The organism is Pseudomonas sp. PSE1(2024) (genome assembly GCF_050990555.1).
In the GTDB taxonomy this organism is placed as follows: domain Bacteria; phylum Pseudomonadota; class Gammaproteobacteria; order Pseudomonadales; family Pseudomonadaceae; genus Aquipseudomonas; species Aquipseudomonas aphyarum.
This window is the reverse complement of record NZ_CP158967.1, coordinates 1,953,797-1,974,362: the sequence shown is the minus strand read 5'-3', so window position 1 is coordinate 1,974,362 and position 20,566 is coordinate 1,953,797. Positions and strand designations below refer to the sequence as shown.

The following is a 20,566-nucleotide window of genomic DNA, read 5'->3' as shown; positions in this document are numbered from 1 at the left end:
GGTGGTTTTCATAGATCGCCGACTGGCACAGATCTGGCTTTAGTGCATACATGTTTTGTATACAAAACCGCAAAACATGAACCCACACTTTCGATCCGCAAGCCTGAAGCGCCCTATCCCGTACAGGCTGCAGATGCCCCGTAACCAGTGATGTTTTCACCGCCGCGACGAAGATCTGCCGAGCCCGAGCGCTCATGCACAGTCATCGCGGCCCGAACATCAGGAGCCTGCCGGAATGCGTACGAGTCTCTCCAATAACAACATCGCGCTGAATCTGCCCGCCTCTTCACCCCTCGACCACAGCGTGCCCGGTGATGGCATCGCCGAACCGCTGCAACTGAGCCCGCGTCTGCACAACAGTGACCTCGCGCCGACCAAGGTCGAAGGACGGCGCTGGGGCAAGTACAGCATCTTTGCCCTGTGGACCAACGATGTGCACAACATCGCCAACTACTCGTTTGCCATCGGTCTGTACGCCCTGGGCCTGGGTGGCTGGCAGATTCTGCTGTCGTTGGGGATCGGCGCGGCGCTGGTGTATTTCTTCATGAACCTGTCCGGTTACATGGGGCAGAAAACCGGCGTGCCGTTTCCGGTGATCAGCCGGATCAGTTTCGGCATTCACGGGGCACAGATTCCTGCATTGATCCGGGCGGTGATCGCCATCGCCTGGTTCGGCATTCAGACGTACCTGGCGTCGGTGGTGTTTCGCGTGTTGCTCACGGCGATCCATCCCGGTTTCGCCGACTACGATCACAACTCGATCCTCGGCCTGTCGAGCCTGGGCTGGGTGTGTTTCGTGGCGATCTGGTTCGTGCAGCTGGCGATCCTCGCCTACGGCATGGAAATGGTCCGCCGCTACGAAGCTTTCGCCGGGCCGGTGATTCTGCTGACCGTTGCCTGCCTCGCCGCGTGGATGTACACCCAGGCCAACGCGACCATCGCCTGGTCGATTCGCGAACCGCTGACCGGCGGCGAGATGTGGCGCAACATTTTTGCCGGCGGCGCCTTGTGGCTGGCGATCTACGGCACGCTGATCCTCAACTTCTGCGACTTCGCCCGCTCTTCGCCGTGCCGCAAGACGATCAAGGTCGGAAACTTCTGGGGCCTGCCGGTCAATATTCTGGTGTTCGCCGGGATCACTGTCCTGCTGTGCGGCGCGCAGTTTCAGATCAACGGCCGGATCATCGAAAGCCCGACCGAGATCATCGCCTCGATCCCCAACACGTTCTTTCTGGTGCTCGGCTGCCTGGCGTTCCTGATCGTCACCGTGGCGGTGAACATCATGGCCAACTTCGTCGCCCCGGCCTTCGTGCTCAGCAACCTGGCGCCTAAATACCTGACCTTCCGCCGCGCCGGGCTGATCAGCGCAACGATTGCCGTACTGATCCTGCCGTGGAACCTCTACAACAGTCCGCTGGTGATCGTGTACTTCCTGTCCGGCCTCGGCGCCCTGCTCGGCCCGTTGTACGGCGTGATCATGGTCGACTACTGGCTGATCCGCAAAGGCCGGATCCACGTGCCGCAGCTGTACAGCGAAAACCCGAACGGCGCGTATTACTACAGCCGCGGGGTCAATCTGCGGGCGGTGGCGGCGTTCATTCCCGCCGCGCTGATCGCGATCGTTCTGGCGCTGGTGCCGGGCTTCCACAGCGTTTCGCCCTTCTCCTGGCTGATCGGCGCCGGCATTGCCGGGATGCTCTATCTGATCATCGCCAAACGCCAGCCGCACTACGCCGATGTCGACGGTGAAGCCATCGCCGTCGACAACGTCAGCCACTGAATCTTTTGGCGGCCCCTCGCGGGGCCGCAGAACCAACCGTAATAAGGACTTCCCATGCGAATTCTCGTGGTCAACGTCAACACCACCGAATCCATCACCCAGGCCATCGCCCGCTCGGCGCAGGCTGTCGCCTCCCCCGGCACCGAGATTGTCGGCCTGACGCCGCACTTCGGCGCCGATTCAGTCGAGGGCAATTTCGAAAGTTACCTGGCCGCCATCGCCGTGATGGACCGGGTGATGTCCTACGACCAGCCGTTCGACGCGGTGATCCAGGCCGGCTACGGCGAACACGGTCGCGAAGGCTTGCAGGAATTGCTCAACGTGCCGGTGGTGGACATCACCGATGCGGCGGCCAGCACCGCGATGTTTCTTGGCCACGCCTATTCGGTGGTCACCACGCTGGATCGCACCGTGCCGCTGATCGAGGATCGGCTGAAACTGTCCGGCCTGTGGGATCGCTGCGCCTCGGTGCGCGCCAGTGGTCTGGCGGTTCTGGAACTGGAACATGAACCGCAGCGCGCTCTGGAAGCCATCGTGCATCAGGCGGAACTGGCGGTGACTCAGGATAAAGCCGAAGTGATCTGCCTTGGTTGCGGCGGCATGGCCGGACTCGACGAGAAGATCCGTCAGCGCACCGGAGTGCCGGTGGTGGACGGCGTCACAGCGGCCGTGACCATCGCCGAATCGCTGGTGCGACTGGGCCTGTCGACGTCCAAGGTGCGGACTTACGCGACGCCACGGCCGAAAACCATCATCGGCTGGCCAGCACGTTTTGCGCGTTGAACCGTTCAGCGAGGCCCAGGGTTGAAAACTGCTCGATGACAAAATCTACGAACGCCCGGGTCTTGCCCGGCAGCAATTTGTGTTCGGCGTAATAGATGGAGATGTTGCCGTCGTCGACGTACCAGTCGGGCAAGACTCGCTGCAAAGTCCCCGCCTCCAGGTAGCCGACCGCGAACGGCATGCTCACCAACGCAATCCCCAACCCCTGCGCCGCCGTGGCGCAGGCGGCTTCGGAATCGCTCATGGTCATTCGGGCCTTGAGGGTCAGCGGGCTGTGTTGCCGGGTGCGATGCGTCAACTGCCAGGAGCGCACGCGACCGGTCTGTGGTGAGCGGATCAGGATGCCGTCGTGCAGCTTGAGGTCGTCTGGCTCGCTGATCGGCGCGTGCCGATCCAGATAATCCGCAGAAGCCACCAACACCCGATGCGCTGGCGTCAGCCTGCGCGCCACTACGCCCTGGGGCAGTTCGAAGCCGCCGCCAATCGCCGCATCGAAACCTTGGCCGATCAGATCGACCTGGCGGTTATCGAAGTGCCAGTCCGGGTTGATCGCCGGAAACCTTGTCAGGAATTCCCCCAGCAACGGCACGATGTACAAACGGCCGAACACCGTGCCCATGCTGACTTTCAGCGTACCGGCCGGTTGGCCGCTGGCACTGGCCAGATTGTTCACAGCGTTCTGGATGGTGGTCAGGCTGCCGCTGACCTCACTCAGAAACAATTGCCCCGCTTCCGTCAGGGTCAACCGACGGGTGCTACGCTGGAACAGCCTCACGCCGAGGCGCGCTTCCAGTTTCGCCACGCTTTTTCCCACAGCGGCCGGTGTCAGGCTCAGGCGTCGCGCGGCCTCGGCAAAGCTGCCGACTTCGGCGCTACGCACGAAGCATTCGATACTGCTGAAGGTTTCTATGGCCACCACTCTAAACTTTTGGTTTACACAGACTATAGCAACCACGGTCTACCCGCCTATTGGCGAGGGGCAGATACTCGACACCACACCAAGGCAGCCTGCCTTGAAACTTCTGGAGATCGAACATGACCACTCAACACCTCAGCGGTAAAGTCGCTCTGATTCAAGGCGGCTCTCGCGGCATCGGTGCCGCCATCGTCAAACGCCTGGCCGCTGAAGGCGCCGCGGTTGCCTTTACCTACGTCAGCTCAGCCGCGAAGGCTGAAGAACTGCAAAACAGCATCACCGCCACCGGCGGCAAAGCCCTGGCGATCAAGGCTGACAGCGCCGACGCCAGCGCCATCCGCAACGCGGTGAACGCCACTGTCGAAACCTTTGGCCGCCTCGACATTCTGGTCAACAACGCCGGCGTGCTGGCCGTCGCGCCGCTGGAAGACTTCAAACTGGAAGACTTCGACCAGACCCTGGCAATCAACGTGCGCAGCGTGTTCATTGCCAGCCAGGAAGCCGCCAAACACATGGGTGAAGGCTCGCGCATCATCAACATCGGCAGCACCAACGCCGACCGCATGCCCTTCGCCGGTGGCGGCGTGTATGCGATGAGCAAGTCCGCACTGGTCGGCCTGACCAAAGGCCTGGCCCGCGACCTCGGCCCACGCGGCATCACCATCAACAACGTGCAGCCCGGCCCGGTCGATACCGACATGAACCCGGCTCACGGCGAGTTCGCCGACAGCCTGATCCCGCTGATGGCGGTGGGTCGCTACGGTAAAGCCGAGGAAATCGCCAGCTTCGTCGCCTACCTCGCGAGCCCGGAGGCCGGTTACATCACCGGTGCCAGCCTGACCATCGACGGTGGTTTCGGCGCCTGATTGATCAGATAGTCGATAACGAAAAACGCCGCCCCTCCTTTAACAGAGGGGCGGCGTTTTTTTGTCTGCGGTTTGATCAGGCCCAGTCGAGCGCCGGCAATCCGCATGCACTCGGCGTGAACGCTTTCAACGTACGAAGAATCCCGTCGGCGTGTGCATATTTTTCATCGGCCATCGCGGCATCGGGAATGGCGATGGCAGTCATGCCGGCTGCTTTCGCCGCCGTCACACCGAATGGAGAGTCTTCGAACACGAGGCAATCTTCCGGCGCTACACCCAAGCGGCGCGCGGCGGTGAGGAAGATGTCCGGTGCCGGTTTGGCCGCGCCGACTTCCGAGTCGTCAGCGGTGACGATGAAGTCGAACAGTGCAAACCAGTCGCGGTGCAAGGTGGTTTTCTGACCGAACGACTGACGCGACGAACTGGTGCCGACCGCAATCGGAATGTTGTGCGCCTTGAGGTGGCGGATCAGCTCCTCGGCGCCCGGCATCGCTTGCGCGGTGGGAAAACGCTCGCGCATCAGCGGCTCGCGGATCACCAGAAATTCTTCGGCAGTGATCGGCAGGTCCAGCGCTTCAACCACATAACGCGCCAGATCGCCGGCGCCACGGCCGATGATGTTCTGCTTGATGCTCCAGTCGAAAGTGCGGCCATAACGCTCGGCAATCAGCGAGGTGACCTCGGTGTAGATGCCCTCGGTGTCCAGCAGCAAACCGTCCATATCGAAAATCACGGCCTTGATCGGGCCGAACGCCTTCAGCGGTGCATTCATCATCGGATCCGTTATCAAAGACATCCCGGGCGGCGTGGATAGCGCCGCTGCTCGGATCTGATTAAAGGGTTCAGCAGCATAACGAGCGCGCCCGAGTTTGGGCAACGGGCAATGTTGGTTGTCCGCCGAACGCCCTCCCGCAGATTTAGAGAATCGCCCTACAGACATCGCCTACTCGGCTGACTTCTTTCCTGTTTGATCCCCCGCAAAGTTTCGCGCCATTCCCCTGATGCGCGCGAGTGACTGCGAATGCTTCCATCTGACCAACTCCTGAAACTGAACAACAGCATTGGTTTGCTGGTGGTCGCTGCGCTGAACCCTGATCAGCCCGACGTCGAAAAGCTGTTTAAGGAGTTTCGCCTCTGTCTCAACAACTATGACGCCTGGGCCGAGCAGTTCTGGACTGGCACCGCGCTGGGTGTCGAGCAAGTGTTCCAGGTCGGCAACGATGTCCGGCTCAGTGCACCGGTTGGCAGCCGCAAACCCATCAGTTCCTCCGTGGCCATGTGTTCCGCCAGCGGCTCCCTGACACTGGTGCACATGTTCGAAGCCGCACGGTTTGTGCCGATCGGTGATACGCCGGTGATCCTTGAACCGGTCATTTCCGATGTCGACGGTGTTCTGGGTTTCGGCGATCCGCTGCGCTACACCATCGGCCCCAGCGGCATTCTCAAGGTCGACGACTGCGACCGGGGCCAGCGTTATCGCATCACCTTCTTTCCCGATGTTTCCACCGACCACGTTAAAGCCTTGTATGCCTCCTACCAGGGCTTGATCGATGGTCTGGAGAAATGGCTGCGTGCGGAATGGACGGAGCTCCACCCGCAATGGACCGAGTTTTCCAGTGCCGGCTTCCTGGAGCGTTTCGGCCAACTGCAAGAGGCTGACTGGCACGGTTTCGAATCTGCGCTGAATGGCGTCTGGGATGACGTGAAGCAGCTGTTTGCCCTGCTCGCCGATTTGCAGGCCAACAGCGAAAAGCTTCTGCAGTACCTGTCCAGCGCTGAACTGGATGCCTTGCTCGAGGCGTCCAGCGAAGCCATTGCCAATGGCCTGCTGATGCTCGGCGATGAGCCGTTGCTGTTCATTTATCTGGCGGCCTTTACCAGTTGGCTGAAAATGTTGCCGCCGCAGTATCTGGCCGAGGTAGTGGCTGAGGTTCGGGCCGAGCTGCTGGTCAGTTTTCTGCTGATGTGTGTGTCGGGTGGCATGGGTGTGCCGCTGCGGTTGAGCACCAAGGTACTGGGCAAGATCAAGTCGCCGCGTGCGCGGGAATGGCTGGCGGCTTCGGCGTTGCGGCTGGCAGCGGTGACCTCGGCGCCTGACCTGACCCGGCATGCGAGCGCTTTGAAACCGCTGATGGTCAATGCAGGTCCGGCACCGTTGCGGCCGACACCGGCCATTCCGCTGGAGGTTCGCACGGGGGATGCGCTGGTGCTGACAGTGCCTAATCCGGCGGCCGTTGCGCGTGACAAGGCCCACGGCATGACGCGAATGGAACGGCATGAGTCTCGGGATGAGGCTTCGGATCAGGCGAAAAATCCCAACGGTGACAGTGCCGATTGTGCGCCGCTGACCTGTACCAATGGGTGTCCGGTGTCGATGGTCACCGGTGAGGAATTGCTGACCCTGACTGACGGTGTGCTTGATGGACTGCTGCCGTTCGAATTCAGTCGGTTGTACCGCAGCAGTGCGGCTGAGATCGATGTTGGGTTGGGGTTTGGCTGGAGCCATTCGCTGGCGCATCGGCTGGAGGCTGATGGCGCTGCGGTGGTCTGGGTTGACCATGAGAACCGGCGGACGCGGTTTCCGTTGCCGAGCGTTGAGCGGCCGGCGATTCACAACAGCCTTTCGCGGGCGGCGATCTTTCTCGGGGATGAGCCGGAGGAGCTGATTGTTGCGCTGGCGGGTGAGGCGGCGCGGTTTTATCACTTTCGGGCTGGGCGCCTGACGGCTGTCAGCGATGCCTACGGTAACCGGTTGCGTATTACGCGGGATCGTCTGGATCGCGTTGAGCGCCTCGACAACGGCGCTGGACGTTCCTTGTTGCTGCGCTATGAGCGGGCGCATCTGGTCGCGGTCGATTATCAGGTTTTTCGGGAGTCTGCCTGGCGCACCGAGCAGACGCTGGCCAGTTATCGCTTTGATGCCCGTCATCGACTGATCGAGGCGGCGAACGCGGTCGGCGAAAGCGAGCGTTACGACTACGACGATCAGCACGTCATCCTGCAACGGCAACTGAGCGGCGGCGCGAGTTTCTTCTGGGAGTGGGAGCGTTCCGGCAAGGCGGCGCGTTGCGTGCGGCATTGGGCGTCGTTTTCGCAGATGGACACGCGCTACGTCTGGGATGACGCCGGCCGTGTCACCGTGCATTACGTCGATGGGACTGAAGAGGCTTACGTCCACGACGACACGGCGCGATTGGTGCGTCAGGTCGCGGCGGACGGTGGCGAACAGCTCAAGGCTTACGATTCGGCGGGCCGGCTGGTTGCCGAGCAGGATGCGCTGGGGGCGGTTACCGAGTACCGCTATGACGACGCCGGTCGGCTGATCGCGCTGATTCCGCCGGACGATGCGCCGACGTCCTACGAGTACCGCAACGGTTTCCTGCACAGCCGTTCGCGTGGCGATGCGGTGTGGACGTACCGGCGCAATCCCCAGGGTGACATCACCGAAACGGTCGATCCCGACGGCCATGTCACCCATTACCACTACGACGCGCAGGGGCGGTTGCTGTCGATCCGTTATCCGGATTCGGGTCGGCACGTGTTCGTGTGGAACGACCTCGGACAACTGGTCGAGGAAAGTCTGCCGGACGGTGGGGTTCGGAAGTTTTCCTACGATGCTTTGGGGCGGCGGATTACTGCGCAGGATGAACACGGTGCGGTCACTCGCCAGGCGTGGGACGCCGTTGGCCGGCTGATCCAGACCACCTCGCCGAATGGCGCCACTCGAGCCTTCAGTTACAGCGCCTACGGCCAGATCACCGCCGAACGCGATGAGCTGGGGCGCATCACCCGATACGAGTATGACGACGACCTGCACCTCGTCAGCCGCCGGATCAACCCCGACGGCACGCGCCTGCAATACCGCTACGACCATGCGCAGCTGCTGCTCACGGAAATCGAGAACGAGTCCGGCGAAAAGTACCTTCTGGACTACACGCCCACCGGACTGATCCGACAGGAAACCGGTTTCGATGGTCGGCGCACCGCCTACGCCTACGACCGCAACGGTCATCTGCTGGAAAAGACCGAGTTCGGCGATGACGGCTCGACGCTGGTCACCGGCTATCAACGTGATGCTGCTGGGCGTCTGCTGCTCAAAACCCTGCCCGACGGGGTCGAGGTCAGCTACCGCTATGACCGTCTCGGTCGACTGGTCGGCGTCGATGATGGCCAGGATCACCCACTGGCCTTTGAATACGACCTGCAGGACCGGCTGGTGCGCGAGCATCAGGGCTGGGGCACCCTGCGTTACACCTACGACGCCTGCGGCCAGCTCACTCGCATGCGTCTGCCGGACAACAGCAAGCTCGACTACCACTACGCCAAGGGCGGCGCGCTGACCGCAATCGACCTCAACGGCGCCTTGCTCACCCGCCACGTCTACCAGAACGGCCGCGAACAGCAACGCCAGCAAGGCCTGCTGCTCAGCGAATACGCCTACGACGAGCAGGGCCGCTTACGCGCCCACGCCGTAGGTCATCAACGCAGTGCACTGTACCGCCGCGACTTTGCCTACAGCGCCAACGGCAACCTCGAACACATCGCCGACACCCGCCACGGCCAGCGCAGCTACCAGTACGACACCCTCGACCGGCTGATCCGCGTGCGCCACACCCGCGATGACCTGCCGGAAAACTTCGCCCACGACCCGGCCGGCAACCTGCTGATGCAGGATCGCCCCGGTCCGACACAGATCAAAGGCAACCGCCTGCGGATGCAGGGCGACCGCCATTACGACTACGACGCCTTCGGCAACTTGATCTGCGAACGCCGCGGCCGCGCGCAAACCCTCGTCACCGAATACCGCTACGACAGCCAGCACCGCCTGATCGGCCTCACGCGCCCCGACGGCACCAGCGCCACCTACCAATACGACGCCTTTGGCCGGCGCATCCGCAAAACCGTCAACGGCCAGACCACCGAGTTCTTCTGGCAAGGCGACCATCTGATCGCCGAAAGCAGCAAAGAACAGCACCGCAGCTTCATCTACGAACCCGGCACCTTCCGCCCCTTGGCCATGCTCGACGGCAAAGGCCCGAAACGCGCCTGCCCGTTCTACTACCAGCTCGACCACCTCGGCACCCCGCAAGAGTTGACCGACTACAGCGGTGAGATCGTCTGGTCCGCCAAATACAGCGCCTACGGCAAAGTCACCTCACTGGAACTGGCGACCGAAGACTATCTGAACCAGCCACTGCGCTTTCAGGGGCAGTACTTCGATGACGAAAGCGGGCTGCATTACAACCGGCACCGGTACTACGACCCGGACGTGGGACGGTATCTGACGCCGGATCCGGTGAAGCTGGCGGGCGGGCTGAATCAGTACAGGTACGTGCCGAATCCCACGGGGTGGGTGGATCCGTTGGGGTTGACGTCCAATTGTCCGCCGCCCAATAAGCCGGATTGTTCGGTTCCGGACGAAACTGGCGGCTCTTTTGTCGACAACGAAGAGCCGGTAGCTCCAAAGCCAAAAACTCGCCCTTATAATTTTGGTGATGAAGGAACCTTGGTTACGCATTACAAAAAACATGGTGCGGCATTCAATGCAACGAGCAAAGATGAGTATTTATCCGTCGCTCGTGACGTTGCCAAACTAGGAACCCACGTTCGATATGTATACAAAGAAGAAATGCGGTCAGGATTTTTTATGTTGATGGGTACGACCAAAAAAGGTGAGGCAAAATTTGCATTTGTTGGCACGAACAACAACCAAGAGATAACAACCTTTCATACCAAAAGCGGAAAAGAGTTCTGGAAAACGATCAACGGAAACTCAAAAAACAAAGAGATCACTCCCGAAAATGATTAAAAAATATGCTGCAACCGTAATTGAGATCGATGACATCGTTGAAGAGTTTGTCGTCCTACTCATCAACAACGTTGAAGTCAGGTGCTTTATAAGCTACTGCCCACACCGAATTCGAATCGGAGAACAACATAGTGTCGAACTAGAAATTGTATTGCCTGATGAGAACTACGCTGAAACTTCAAAAGAGAAGCGAATGGGTGTTGAAACAATTGATGACAGCTTTTCGTGCATTCTTTACGGTTACCTCAATGGCAGCATTCTTGAGTCCTTCGTTAGCTTCTATGAGCAAGAAATCCATTACGAATATCCACACTTGAATGAACGATACGTAAAAATCATCGTAGAAAGAATTAACGTTTTTTTCGAGTAAGCCACAGGCACCCGATGAAATGAGAAAGCCTGAATAAAAATACGCTAAACGTTGACATCCTCCGGCGGCAAATCATCACGCCCCAGTGAGTCAGTAGGCGAAGGCAACGGATACTCAAGCGTATCCTCTTCATCAGTCTCAATTAACGGAACCGTCGCATCATCCATCAACGATCCCGGATCTTCATTCCCCGGATCATTGATAAACGGCAATCCGCTGGGGCCTTTTTCTTCCTTGCCTTCGGTTTCGGGAGTCATGGCGCACCTCGTCAATCGCATTCATATAGGACGTTCGAAAAGTATGGTCGCGAATCGTTCCTGCGCATGACGCGCAGCCGCAAAAAACCCGGCATAAAGCCGGGTTTCCGTAGAACCGGTTACTCAACGATGACGGTTCTTGTGTTTGTTCTTGTGCTTGTGGCCGCCCCCGGAGTGCGACTTGCCGCCATCGTCACCCAGGTTGTTGCCGACCGCGCCACCCGCCGCGCCGCCCAAGCCTGCGCCGATGGTCGAACCGGTGGAGCCGCCGAGGCTGTTGCCGATCACTGAACCGCCAGCGGCACCGAGGCCACCGCCAATGGCGGCTTCCGTGCGATTGCGCTTGTTCGCTCCGACGGCACTGCCAGCTGCACCACCAACACCAGCGCCCACCGCAGCACCGGTGCTGCCGCCGAGTTGGCCGCCGACCACATTGCCCAACGCGCCACCCAATCCACCACCCACGGCGGCCGTGCCATCACCGGCGGCCATGGCGCCTTGGGCCACGAACAATCCCAAAACCAATGCGGATAATGTCAATCGCATACAGACCTCACAGGTCCCGAGTCGGGACGGTTCGCCCGCGGAGGGGGCTATGTGGCATTGGAGGCGAATTCGGGAAAAACGTTCAGCAACGAAAAGGCCCGGCATCAAGCCGGGCCTTTTCAGTCACGCGTTGGCAATCAGTGACGCTTGTGACCCTTGGACAGGTTGCTGCCCACCGCGCCACCGGCTGCGCCGCCCAGGCCAGCACCGATGGTAGCGCCAGTCTTGCCGCCCAGGCTGTTACCGATCACCGAACCACCTGCCGCGCCGACGCCACCGCCGATGGCCGCTTTAGTGCGAGCACCTTTCTTGGCAGCCAATGCGCTGCCGGCCGCGCCAGCTACGCCAGCACCAATCGCTGCACCGGTGCTGCCGCCCATTTTCTGGCCAACCACGTTACCCAGCGCACCGCCCAGGCCGCCGCCCAGTGCGGCGGTACCGTCGCCAGCCATTGCACCTTGAGCAACCAGAAGCCCCAGAACCAGAGCAGGCAGAGTTAAACGCATGACGAAAAACCTCAACAGAAGGAATAAAAAAGGGCGCAGATTGAATGCTGTTGTCGCGGCAATGTCCAGCGTTGCAGCGCACTTGGCGCCGATTGGACAGCGAATACGGAAAAGGTTTTATGACGGGCAAAAAAAAGCCCGCTGGGGAGACGGGCTGGAGACTTGCTTTCTAACGGATGGCTTCACCCTACTCAGCCGGGTGTGAAAAGTTTGTGAAAGAAACCGGACGAATCTGCAATTTCTGTAGGACGCTTCTCAAAAAATAGAAACAAAAAACCCCGCTCAATGGCGGGGCTGTGTGGCATCCGGATTACTTCCTGGAACGTGTCGTCACCTTGGGCAGAAATTTTGCTTTAGGCCCCTTGGGTGCTGCCGACTTGATCTTGCCGGTCTGCACCGGGTCCTCGCCAAATCCGGCCTGATACTCCGTCTGGCCACAGCGTACGCAATTGTTGAATGGAAATTCAGCCCCGTCGTCTTCGATGTACGGATCAGTCATCTCTTCACCCCTTTTCAAATGCGGGCCGACACCGGCAAACCCTTTCGCCTGAAAAAATATCGACCTCCAAGGCTTTTGAGACTAGCCGGTCATTCCTGGACTTGTGATTCAGACCGCCCGAAGCCCGACGAATGGCCTACGGAAATTAAACACATTGAGGAACCGTTGGTCCCACGCAGCTAAAGATTTGCGGCGACCGGCCGCTGCCCTTTTTCCTACGCAATGAATCTCAAGGAGAGAACATGGAAATCAAAGGATTCCCGACACTGCCTGTTGTAAAGCTCACGGATGAACAGATCGCCGCCGGCAAGGCCGGGGCGGAGAAACTCAAGGAAAAGATCGCTTCGGGTGAAATCGTCATCAAGCAGCCGACCGGACCGAGTCCGTTGCAGCCTGGCGTGATCTACCACCCAGACCCGGCCCAGCCAGTTCAACCAGGCGATACCCCGCCTCTCGTCGCGATCGACACCCCACTGACCTACGACTCGAAAGGCACCATCCTGCTCAAACCGCAGGGCTGATTGTCAGCAAGAAGCCCATTCCGTTGAATGGGCTTTCAACAAGCGTCAGCGCAACTTGACCGCCGTACCGGTCGCAAACACCACAACCATGCCACCCTTCCCTGCCGGCATGCTGATCTCGAAATCCACCCCGACCACCGCATCCGCCTGCAAGGCCCGCGCACGCTCCCTGATCTCGTCAGTCGCCTGAACCCGCGCCTCCTTCAACGCCCGCTCCAGTGTCTGCGAACGCCCGCCAAAAAAGTCCCGCATCCCGGCAAACATATCGCGAATCACATTCACGCCCTGCACCGACTCGGCACTGACGATGTCCAGATACGCCGTAATCTGCCGGCCTTCGATGGAATGGGTGGTGGAAATGATCATGGAGGTCGTCCTTTTACATGCCGGATAAAACCGCGATTGTAATGCCCTGGCAAAAAGAAGCCGAACCGATCTCTGTGACCAAAAAAATCCGGACGCCAGAATGCACAAAACCCCTGGTTTCTTTCGAAACCAGGGGTTTTGTTTACATCGAATTTGGCGGTGAAGGAGAGATTCGAAACTATCCGTTTACGGTTTTCGGAGCCCCCCCCCTGTTTATAAGGGTTTCAGAGCAGCGAGATTTTCAATCTCAGTCCCATGCTAGTCCAATGGGTTTTGCGCGCCTAGATACAGAACGGGGTCGCGAAGGACATTTCAACGCTTCATGTTGACTCATGGGAAAAAGGTAATTTTGGTAATAAGCGGTGCGAGATTCGATGCAGGCCTCTAAATTCGGCACGTTCAGCGATTTGCATAAAGGTAATAATTAGGTAAGCAAATGGTTAGAAAATTATCTTCTATGTGAGTAATACCCCTAGGCCACGAAACCTAATGAAATAAGGCCATTCAGAAAATATTACCTTGTCCCTTACCTAAGATTACCCCTTGAGATAACAACGCAAAGCCAAGCGCTGCGAGGGCTGCAGCCGTTTCTAACGCTTGCTTACCAAAATTACCTTTTTTCCAGCCCACGTCTGAAAAAATAGCCAAGACGACGTTCCGTTTCTACGTTTTTCGCGTCATGCAAAATGGCACTGTATAGGAAGGAAATTCTTGGAGACGTTGTGCAGTACCTCAAAATATCAGAGAGCCAAGCAGCGCCGGCCTTACAGCCATTTTTGCTAGTGGACTGAGCGGTGCCGGACTCGCAGCTGATTCGAACAGCTCCGAAAACGAAAACGCCCTTTCCGGTGAGTTCTCAAGGCTATAGCGCCTGCAGGCTGGGTACCACACTCCCCTGACTATCTCGTCGACGGTCCGTAACGCTGTGCAACGCATCTGCACTTTTTTGCAAAACTTTGATTGCATCCAATTTCTACAATGCCCTCATCCCCCGCAGCAGGCCTAGGCGAAGTGGGGGTTTGCACCGTTCCAGCCTTGCACAAAAAGGGACACAAAGCCCGTCGGCGGGAGGGGGATAAGCGCTTTTTCGACATGTTTTTTCTGGATGTAGGCCGATCTCGACCAAATGGTTGACGGCTGAGTCCTGTAAAGCAGTAGGTGGCTCATTTCCAACTCCGCTTAAGGAATGCATGGGTAGGTATCACACATGAAGCTAAAGAAACGAAATAGTATTTTTCGGAGAGTCAGTGAAAATAATTGTTTCGTCCGGAGCTATTCTTTAGGATATGGAAAATTTTTCTTGCAAAAAAACAACTGCATGACCGACAAGAGCAAATTTTTGTTATAAATATCAACCGATTTTCTGTTAAACACGGACTTATCTGAGAAAGCTTAATTTATAAAAGGAAGTAGCATGGCATCTCACAAAGGTCTTATGGAGCCACATGTTCTTTTAGCATCAAGCAATCCTATTCGACTTATAAAAAATCTTACATATATACTCTCAGCCGATCAAATACAAAAAATCGAAGACGAAGTAAATAGAAACGTCCTATCACTATATACACTTGGCTTCTCTCACTATACTTTTGCAATGAATATTAGCAATGATGAATGGCGCCAAGTTATTTCCAGACTCTACTATGCAGCCTACAATGTTAAACGGGCTGTCTCGTTGCGCTGTGATGGAGCGTATTCAACGGAATCATCTGATCATTCAAAAATTGAATTTTTGCCTTCCACTTTGGAAAATGCTGAAGCATATAAGCTAAGACTAAAAAACCTTCGCGACGATCGAAATTTAGCAGATTACAGCCACTCAGCGGTTGAGGAAGATTTGCTACATCCAGTGGAATCAGCGAGAAGAATGGTTACTGATTTCATTAACGACGCAAAGAAATTTTTAATTGCTAACGGGGTTGAAATATGAGCGATCTAAAAGAAGGCATGAGTCCATACATAGAGGATATAGTTTCGAAGTTAAGCTTTAAAATAAACGGCGCGAGACTATCACATCACATTAAATCACGACCAGATGGTGACTATTTGGTTTTCGAGGTTGCAAAACCCACTGGAATGTTTTTCTCGAACATCAACGAACTTAATGACAATCTGCCGATAGACAACCCTTTTAAAGATAAGATCTCTCTTCAGGAACGAAAAAAAAAGCCGTCAGCTGTTTTTGAAATGCCAGAGATAAATATATTAAGAAGTGAGCTGGTGCAAAGTTTGACCGTGCAGCGCAGCACTTTCAAAGAGGATTTTTTCAATCGTTACACACGCTCCGTGTCCAATTATGAGGCTATAATTTTAACTAACGCAAACTTTATTGCTTATGGCCGACGGGGAGCTGGAAAGTCAAGTCTACTAGCGTACGCATTGCACAAGATGATCGACTCGTCCATGCCGGTGGCATGGGTGGCAATGCAGACTTATAGCTCTAGAGATGATACCCAAGCTATATGCAGTGTATTTTCCGAGATATTCGCCGAACTCGGAAAATACAGCCATAACGGTTCTGAATTAAAGGATTTGGAAGAATCTTTAGGAAAAATGGGAGAGGAGGATGTATCGGACGGGCTAGATAAGAAACTAGCTCGAATGGTTCCAAGAATTCGAAAAGTTCTTAGTACTGTTTCAAGCACCGACAAGCCCCTCACCATCTTCCTTGATGATTTACACCTCCTGGATGCATCCTTACAACCTAAGCTACTTGCCACACTTTACTCATTAACCCGGGACAATAATATTTATATAAAATTGTCGGGAATAGAGCCCTTAACAAAGCTATGGGACACCGAAGCCAATATCGGCTTACAATCGCCGGGCGACATCCAAGAGCTGAGACTAGACTACAACCTCACGATACCCGAGCAATCTAAAGAGCATATTAAAGAAATCTTAGATGCCCACGTGAAGTACTGCGGACTACCTGGAGTCTCATATATAATTGAGGACGCAGCCGTATCTAGACTTGTTTTATCAGCTGCCGCTGTCCCAAGAGATGCGCTTAGTCTTTTCGCTCAAGCCATACACAAATCTACGATGAAAAAACAAAAGCTTGTTTCCATAACAAGCATTAACTCAGCAGCCTCTGAAAACATTGAAAGCAAGCTTAAGGATCTTGAGCTTGATGCAGGACTGGAAAAAGGCGAAGTTTGGGGATTACTTGAGCGCGTCAAAAACTTCTGTATTGTTGAGCAGCGAAAAAATGCTTTTCTTGTGCGCATTGATCACTCCAGCCGTGGATACTCTCTAGTACAAAAGCTGGCTGCATTGCGCTTCGCGCATGTCTTGCATGAAGGGATCACCCCGCATAAAGCTGGTGAGCGATATATCGCATTAATGTTGGATTTTGGTTTCTATGTAGGAATACGTGCAGCTCGCAGCGTAGAGCTATTTTTAGAGGAACCAAGGGACTTGTCAGCAAGAGAGTTGCGTAGGCTTCCAATTTTCAACCCTGAATAATAATTCATGAATTGTTTTTTTAATTGATAAAGCCCCCAGTAAGACTTTGTACTGGGGTATTTTTTCGGCTAACAAATCGAAAATTTGATCGATCTATACTTCGCCGCGCAGCCTAACGCGAGAAAATCCTTCTACGATCGCAACAAAACAGTAATAGGTTTTTTTGATTTATCTGCGTCAATTGAAGTTCCCTATGGCAATTCAGTAATTACTTTTAATTTCGCACCGAACTGAGCAGCGATGAGCGCTGCGCCTGTGAAGGCGTCAGCATTCACAGGTGGAGGTGTTGGACCATGAGTGTGTACAACAAGCTGAGAATTCATCTGCTCCAGTAAATCCAGAATATCGCGCTTACTCCACGCGTAGCGTCAATCGACTGGATCGCCGAACAGGTTGACCAAACTAAACATGATCCGCCAACACTATGGAACTTGGATCAACGAAGACAGATCCGACGTGGTAGGGATGTTGCAGCTAGCTTTGGGAATTTAGAGCGAAAAGTCATAAGAAAACATAGCTACCAAGCGTACTGGTAGCTATACAGTTTTCAACTCAAGAAACACCTCTTCCCTCTTTTGATTGATAGGCACTCATAACGTCGTCCAATATCCTGCGAAAAGCCTCGTCAACCTCACTAACAGGAAATATGTCAAGGTCGCCCAAAGTATCTTCGTAGAGATTTTTGCCCCCTAATTCGACGGCCCTGCCCAGCTGCCACTTAAGATCTGACTCAGGCAAACCTAACAGATGCTTACAATATGCGAGATTTCCAAAAATATTCGGATTAGTTGGATTAAGTTCTACTCCCTCTTCGAAAAGCGTACGAGCGTTTGCCAGAGTAGTATTTCGACTCTCTTCGTCGAGCCAACCTTCCTTCGCCAGACATAACAAACTAAAACCCTTGCTATTTAATGCAAGACTAATATAGCGTTTAGTTCTAGTCGTTTTTTTCTCCCCGAACTCCGAAACCATTTTCTCAAAACGCGCATCAAACTCTTCGTAACGCCTTAGTCTGGCAAGTGTCCTTAGCGCGCTGACAGTTATATTCAACAACATCTGATGCAAATCATCAGACCCTTTGCCGCTATACTCTTTCAAAATTCCATCATAAATCTTGAGCGGCTCCTCGCACTCACCCTTGCGTTCCAGAGCAACAGCCCTATTCCCCAACGACTCAACAATAAGCTCCTTCGACAATGAACTACCCGCACGCGAGATCTTATCTAGTATCAAGTTGTAGACTTCTAAAGAAAGATCGTATTCATTCTTCGCTGCCAAGCTAAGTGCTTTTCCATTAAGGGCCTGTATTTCGATGGCCTTAGAGTTTTCCGAGTTCTGCTGGCTGTTGCGTTCGAGTATGTCATCAAACACTGATATCGCTTCATCATGACGAGCTAACAGATCGAGAGCGCGACCGACGTTTAGCAAAGCTTGATAGCTTGCATCTGAAGTTGCTGTGTGATGATAAGCAGCTGCGCGCCAGAATTGAATTGCACTTTCTATGTCACCATTCCTGAAAGAGTCGAATGCTCTGAAGTTATAGTCATTGAAATCAAACTTACTCTCAGGCTTGTCCTTTGTAGCCATAGCTACTTGAGCTAATGCTTCAGAGATCTTATCAGATAGAGGTTGAGCTCGACTGCTATTTCCATCAGTGCTTTTTTCCCCCTCGACATTTGGAGATGAACTTATGAGCTTTTGAAGATCACCAACCGCCTTATCCGCTAAAGTTTCTTTCTCTTTCATTTTTTCTTTGTGATTTATAAAGTTTGTATCAGCCGCTCGCTCTAACTCTTTAAGTTTATCTCGAAGAGATTCAATTTCACTCTGTATATTCGCAGCGTTTTTATTAAACCATTCCTCTGCACTTGCCTCTGCTTGCTTTAACGCTCTACTACGAACCGAAAAATACCCGACAAAGCTCCCCACCGCAAAGACAATACCCAACACGCCAAGAACAATACTGAGTAAGCTTAGACTTTGATCAATATGAGAATTCTGGCTATCAATCCTTTTATCTTGAGCATCAACACGCACCGACAAAGTTTGTATATCTTTTTTTAGAAGATCACGAGCATTTTCCAAACGCAATTGAGAAATAACTTTGAAAGCATCTAGTTCCGCATTAGACTTTTCCTCTGTAGCAAATGCGGTAGGGATAGTAAATAAAATCAAATTAATTGTAAAAAAAACACACACACCAAACTTTGTATTTTTGTCGTACTTATACATCAATAATGCCATCCTTGATAAACAGAATTAGTCTTTATTTAAAACTTTACACTATGGAAGCAAAGATCTTGTCATCTATCGACGTCCGTATGCACTTATAGCTGTCAGACGTTCGTGCCGCCAGAAGCAGGAACGCCTTGCTACAACTACCGTAATCGCGTTATCGCATCTCCGATTGCTTTCGCATTCGTGTCCAAGGTTTCCATAGCCATTATTGCGTTAAGAGCAACATCTTCTACGCCATTCTCTGAAAACCATTTCGTCACCTCATCAATTGCCGCGCCGATGGCGTGCTGGTTGTGCAGTAGGAACGTCAGAGCGTCTGCCATGACGATTTTGGAATCTGATGTGTCGGGCATTGGTCCCGTCCTAGAATGAGGGGTTGGAAAGCCTAGCCCATGCAACCGGATTGGTTGGCCCTACGTCCACGCTCTACGGGGCCTCTTTTGCACCAGAACTGTGCACCAGTCCCATATGGCCTTTTTTCAAACGCCAAAAACCACAAACCCCCGACTTTCTCTAGGAAAATCAGGGGTTTGTGTTTACTGAATGTGGCGGTGAAGGAGAGATTCGAACTCTCGATACAGTTTCCTGTATACACACTTTCCAGGCGTGCTCCTTAAGCCACTCGGACACTTCACCGTATCTCTTCAAACATGTTCTGTCTGTCGAGGCGCGCTAATGTAGTCGAAAGCTTTTCTGATGGCAAACTTTTTTTCAGAATTTTCATGCGGTTAAGAGAAAAAGTCGCTTCCACCTTCTAGGGGCCATGGCAATCCGGCCAATCTTGGGTGGGCGCGGCCCTTCTATATAGGTGCGCAGGCGTCAGGCGCGGGGCGTGTTGCAGCGCATAGACCGGTAAACGGTGACTGGCGGGTCAGTCACAGTGCTTTACCTGACCGGCGACGGTGGGTAACGTCTGCCCATCTTTCTTATAAGGAATTGCGCCATGAGCGACCTGATTGCCTACCACCTCGAAGACGGTATCGCGACCCTGACCCTGAGCAACGGCAAGGTCAACGCCATTTCCCCGGACGTGATCGCGGCCTTCAACGCGGCGCTGGATCAGGCGGTGGCGGATCGTGCCATTGTGATCATCACCGGTCAGCCGGGCATTCTCTCTGGCGGCTACGACCTGAAAGTGATGACCGCCGGCCCTAAAGAAGCCGTGTCCCTGGTGACTGCGGGTTCGACCCTGGCCCGCCGCCTGTTGTCGCACCCGTTCCCGGTGATCGTTGCTTGCCCGGGGCATGCCGTGGCCAAGGGCGCGTTCATTCTGTTGTCCGCCGATTACCGGATCGGTGTCGACGGCCCGTTCAGCATTGGTCTGAACGAAGTGCAGATCGGCATGACCATGCACCACGCCGGCATCGAGCTGGCTCGTGATCGTCTGCGTCGTTCGGCCTTCCATCGCTCGGTGATCAACGGCGAGATGTTTGATCCGCAAAGCGCAGTGGATGCCGGCTTCCTCGATAAAGTGGTTGCGGCCGAAGAACTGCAAGGCGCCGCCCTTGCCGCCGCGCGTCAGTTGAAGAAGATCAACATGACCGCACACAAAAACACCAAGCTGAAAGTGCGCAAGGCGCTGCTGGAAACCCTGGACAACGCCATCATCCAGGATCAGGAGCATCTCGGCTGATACCCGGC

General features: G+C 54.9%; 19 protein-coding genes, 1 tRNA gene and 1 pseudogene. 10 read left to right on the top strand and 11 right to left on the bottom strand.

The features are described from left to right. The first annotated feature begins 235 nt into the window (after positions 1-235). Entirely contained in the window at positions 236-1,780 is a 1,545-nt protein-coding gene (locus tag ABTV87_RS09005; protein ID WP_273902037.1) for an NCS1 family nucleobase:cation symporter-1, read from the top strand. A 54-nt stretch (positions 1,781-1,834) separates the two neighbouring features. Further along, positions 1,835-2,563, top strand: coding sequence for an aspartate/glutamate racemase family protein (locus tag ABTV87_RS09000; RefSeq protein ID WP_085609052.1), 729 nt, complete (start codon positions 1,835-1,837; stop codon positions 2,561-2,563). Here ABTV87_RS09000 and ABTV87_RS08995 read toward each other — a convergent pair. Beyond that, complete coding sequence (locus ABTV87_RS08995) at positions 2,532-3,473, bottom strand: LysR family transcriptional regulator (protein WP_085609053.1); 942 nt, start codon at positions 3,471-3,473, stop codon at positions 2,532-2,534. The two genes, ABTV87_RS09000 and ABTV87_RS08995, sit on opposite strands and share 32 nt — an antisense overlap. Before the next feature lie 125 nt (positions 3,474-3,598). Here ABTV87_RS08995 and ABTV87_RS08990 point away from each other — a divergent pair, with 125 nt between their 5' ends. Further along, entirely contained in the window at positions 3,599-4,345 is a 747-nt protein-coding gene (locus tag ABTV87_RS08990) for a 3-oxoacyl-ACP reductase family protein (RefSeq protein WP_085609054.1), read from the top strand. Between the two features lie 76 nt (positions 4,346-4,421). Here ABTV87_RS08990 and ABTV87_RS08985 read toward each other — a convergent pair whose 3' ends face one another. Further along, on the bottom strand, positions 4,422-5,117 hold the full coding sequence (locus tag ABTV87_RS08985; RefSeq protein ID WP_433899273.1) for an HAD-IA family hydrolase: 696 nt from the start codon (positions 5,115-5,117) through the stop codon (positions 4,422-4,424). Between the two features lie 249 nt (positions 5,118-5,366). Between ABTV87_RS08985 and ABTV87_RS08980 the strand changes: the two genes are divergently transcribed. Together ABTV87_RS08980 and ABTV87_RS08975 are read left to right on the top strand one after the other, a co-directional pair. Continuing rightward, positions 5,367-10,154, top strand: coding sequence for an RHS repeat-associated core domain-containing protein (locus ABTV87_RS08980; RefSeq protein ID WP_433899272.1), 4,788 nt, complete (start codon positions 5,367-5,369; stop codon positions 10,152-10,154). Beyond that, a complete protein-coding gene (locus tag ABTV87_RS08975) occupies positions 10,147-10,524 on the top strand; it encodes a hypothetical protein (RefSeq protein ID WP_433899271.1) in 378 nt (125 codons plus the stop codon). The genes ABTV87_RS08980 and ABTV87_RS08975 overlap by 8 nt, the downstream gene beginning before the upstream one ends. 44 nt (positions 10,525-10,568) lie before the next feature. Here the strand turns inward: ABTV87_RS08975 and ABTV87_RS08970 are convergent, their stop codons facing one another. The 4 genes from ABTV87_RS08970 to ABTV87_RS08955 form a co-directional block, all read right to left on the bottom strand. Beyond that, positions 10,569-10,781, bottom strand: a complete 213-nt coding sequence (locus ABTV87_RS08970; protein ID WP_085609061.1) for a hypothetical protein — start codon at positions 10,779-10,781, stop codon at positions 10,569-10,571. A 123-nt stretch (positions 10,782-10,904) separates the two neighbouring features. Further along, entirely contained in the window at positions 10,905-11,327 is a 423-nt protein-coding gene (locus tag ABTV87_RS08965; protein ID WP_433899270.1) for a YMGG-like glycine zipper-containing protein, read from the bottom strand. A 137-nt stretch (positions 11,328-11,464) separates the two neighbouring features. Beyond that, positions 11,465-11,833 carry a glycine zipper domain-containing protein gene (locus tag ABTV87_RS08960; RefSeq protein WP_039769955.1) on the bottom strand — a complete coding sequence of 123 codons (369 nt, stop codon included), beginning with the start codon at positions 11,831-11,833 and terminating at the stop codon, positions 11,465-11,467. A 310-nt stretch (positions 11,834-12,143) separates the two neighbouring features. Then, positions 12,144-12,332: a hypothetical protein gene (locus tag ABTV87_RS08955; protein ID WP_007952174.1), complete on the bottom strand. Its 189-nt coding sequence runs from the start codon at positions 12,330-12,332 to the stop codon at positions 12,144-12,146. A gap of 242 nt (positions 12,333-12,574) precedes the next feature. Between ABTV87_RS08955 and ABTV87_RS08950 the strand changes: the two genes are divergently transcribed. Next, positions 12,575-12,853, top strand: a complete 279-nt coding sequence (locus tag ABTV87_RS08950; protein ID WP_262158042.1) for a hypothetical protein — start codon at positions 12,575-12,577, stop codon at positions 12,851-12,853. A gap of 45 nt (positions 12,854-12,898) precedes the next feature. Here ABTV87_RS08950 and ABTV87_RS08945 read toward each other — a convergent pair whose 3' ends face one another. After that, positions 12,899-13,219 carry a YbjQ family protein gene (locus tag ABTV87_RS08945; protein ID WP_085748512.1) on the bottom strand — a complete coding sequence of 107 codons (321 nt, stop codon included), beginning with the start codon at positions 13,217-13,219 and terminating at the stop codon, positions 12,899-12,901. A gap of 504 nt (positions 13,220-13,723) precedes the next feature. Beyond that, positions 13,724-13,867, bottom strand: coding sequence for a hypothetical protein (locus tag ABTV87_RS08940; protein WP_433899269.1), 144 nt, complete (start codon positions 13,865-13,867; stop codon positions 13,724-13,726). Between the two features lie 766 nt (positions 13,868-14,633). On the opposite strand from ABTV87_RS08940, the gene ABTV87_RS08935 reads away from it, so the two are divergent. From ABTV87_RS08935 to ABTV87_RS08925, 3 genes and pseudogenes are all read left to right on the top strand, one after another. Beyond that, complete coding sequence (locus ABTV87_RS08935; RefSeq protein WP_433899268.1) at positions 14,634-15,149, top strand: hypothetical protein; 516 nt, start codon at positions 14,634-14,636, stop codon at positions 15,147-15,149. After that, entirely contained in the window at positions 15,146-16,687 is a 1,542-nt protein-coding gene (locus ABTV87_RS08930; RefSeq protein ID WP_433899267.1) for an ATP-binding protein, read from the top strand. The genes ABTV87_RS08935 and ABTV87_RS08930 overlap by 4 nt, the downstream gene beginning before the upstream one ends. A 350-nt stretch (positions 16,688-17,037) precedes the next feature. Continuing rightward, positions 17,038-17,179, top strand: a pseudogene (locus ABTV87_RS08925) (site-specific integrase); the annotation flags it as partial. Between the two features lie 60 nt (positions 17,180-17,239). On the opposite strand, the gene ABTV87_RS08920 reads toward ABTV87_RS08925, so the two are convergent. The 3 genes from ABTV87_RS08920 to ABTV87_RS08910 form a co-directional block, all read right to left on the bottom strand. Then, positions 17,240-18,919 (bottom strand): tetratricopeptide repeat protein, encoded by a 1,680-nt coding sequence (locus ABTV87_RS08920; RefSeq protein WP_433899266.1) that lies wholly within the window; start codon positions 18,917-18,919, stop codon positions 17,240-17,242. Positions 18,920-19,065: 146 nt separating this feature from the next. After that, positions 19,066-19,278, bottom strand: coding sequence for a hypothetical protein (locus ABTV87_RS08915; protein ID WP_433899265.1), 213 nt, complete (start codon positions 19,276-19,278; stop codon positions 19,066-19,068). A 193-nt stretch (positions 19,279-19,471) separates the two neighbouring features. Next, positions 19,472-19,561, bottom strand: a tRNA-Ser gene (locus ABTV87_RS08910). A 307-nt stretch (positions 19,562-19,868) separates the two neighbouring features. On the opposite strand from ABTV87_RS08910, the gene ABTV87_RS08905 reads away from it, so the two are divergent. Continuing rightward, complete coding sequence (locus ABTV87_RS08905) at positions 19,869-20,558, top strand: crotonase/enoyl-CoA hydratase family protein (protein ID WP_011333225.1); 690 nt, start codon at positions 19,869-19,871, stop codon at positions 20,556-20,558. Positions 20,559-20,566 lie beyond the last annotated feature (8 nt).

Excerpts from the sequence above, each read along its gene's own strand:
- ABTV87_RS08920 (WP_433899266.1), bottom strand. The coding sequence starts at position 18,919 with ATGTATAAGTACGACAAAAATACAAAGTTTGGTGTGTGTGTTTTTTTT.
- ABTV87_RS08970 (WP_085609061.1), bottom strand. The coding sequence starts at position 10,781 with ATGACTCCCGAAACCGAAGGCAAGGAAGAAAAAGGCCCCAGCGGATTG.
- ABTV87_RS08945 (WP_085748512.1), bottom strand. The coding sequence starts at position 13,219 with ATGATCATTTCCACCACCCATTCCATCGAAGGCCGGCAGATTACGGCG.
- ABTV87_RS08965 (WP_433899270.1), bottom strand. The coding sequence starts at position 11,327 with ATGCGATTGACATTATCCGCATTGGTTTTGGGATTGTTCGTGGCCCAA.
- ABTV87_RS08915 (WP_433899265.1), bottom strand. The coding sequence starts at position 19,278 with ATGCCCGACACATCAGATTCCAAAATCGTCATGGCAGACGCTCTGACG.
- ABTV87_RS08980 (WP_433899272.1), top strand. The coding sequence starts at position 5,367 with ATGCTTCCATCTGACCAACTCCTGAAACTGAACAACAGCATTGGTTTG.
- ABTV87_RS08960 (WP_039769955.1), bottom strand. The coding sequence starts at position 11,833 with ATGCGTTTAACTCTGCCTGCTCTGGTTCTGGGGCTTCTGGTTGCTCAA.
- ABTV87_RS08990 (WP_085609054.1), top strand. The coding sequence starts at position 3,599 with ATGACCACTCAACACCTCAGCGGTAAAGTCGCTCTGATTCAAGGCGGC.
- ABTV87_RS08985 (WP_433899273.1), bottom strand. The coding sequence starts at position 5,117 with ATGAATGCACCGCTGAAGGCGTTCGGCCCGATCAAGGCCGTGATTTTC.
- ABTV87_RS08935 (WP_433899268.1), top strand. The coding sequence starts at position 14,634 with ATGGCATCTCACAAAGGTCTTATGGAGCCACATGTTCTTTTAGCATCA.
- ABTV87_RS08950 (WP_262158042.1), top strand. The coding sequence starts at position 12,575 with ATGGAAATCAAAGGATTCCCGACACTGCCTGTTGTAAAGCTCACGGAT.
- ABTV87_RS08930 (WP_433899267.1), top strand. The coding sequence starts at position 15,146 with ATGAGCGATCTAAAAGAAGGCATGAGTCCATACATAGAGGATATAGTT.
- ABTV87_RS08975 (WP_433899271.1), top strand. The coding sequence starts at position 10,147 with ATGATTAAAAAATATGCTGCAACCGTAATTGAGATCGATGACATCGTT.
- ABTV87_RS08955 (WP_007952174.1), bottom strand. The coding sequence starts at position 12,332 with ATGACTGATCCGTACATCGAAGACGACGGGGCTGAATTTCCATTCAAC.
- ABTV87_RS09005 (WP_273902037.1), top strand. The coding sequence starts at position 236 with ATGCGTACGAGTCTCTCCAATAACAACATCGCGCTGAATCTGCCCGCC.
- ABTV87_RS08905 (WP_011333225.1), top strand. The coding sequence starts at position 19,869 with ATGAGCGACCTGATTGCCTACCACCTCGAAGACGGTATCGCGACCCTG.
- ABTV87_RS09000 (WP_085609052.1), top strand. The coding sequence starts at position 1,835 with ATGCGAATTCTCGTGGTCAACGTCAACACCACCGAATCCATCACCCAG.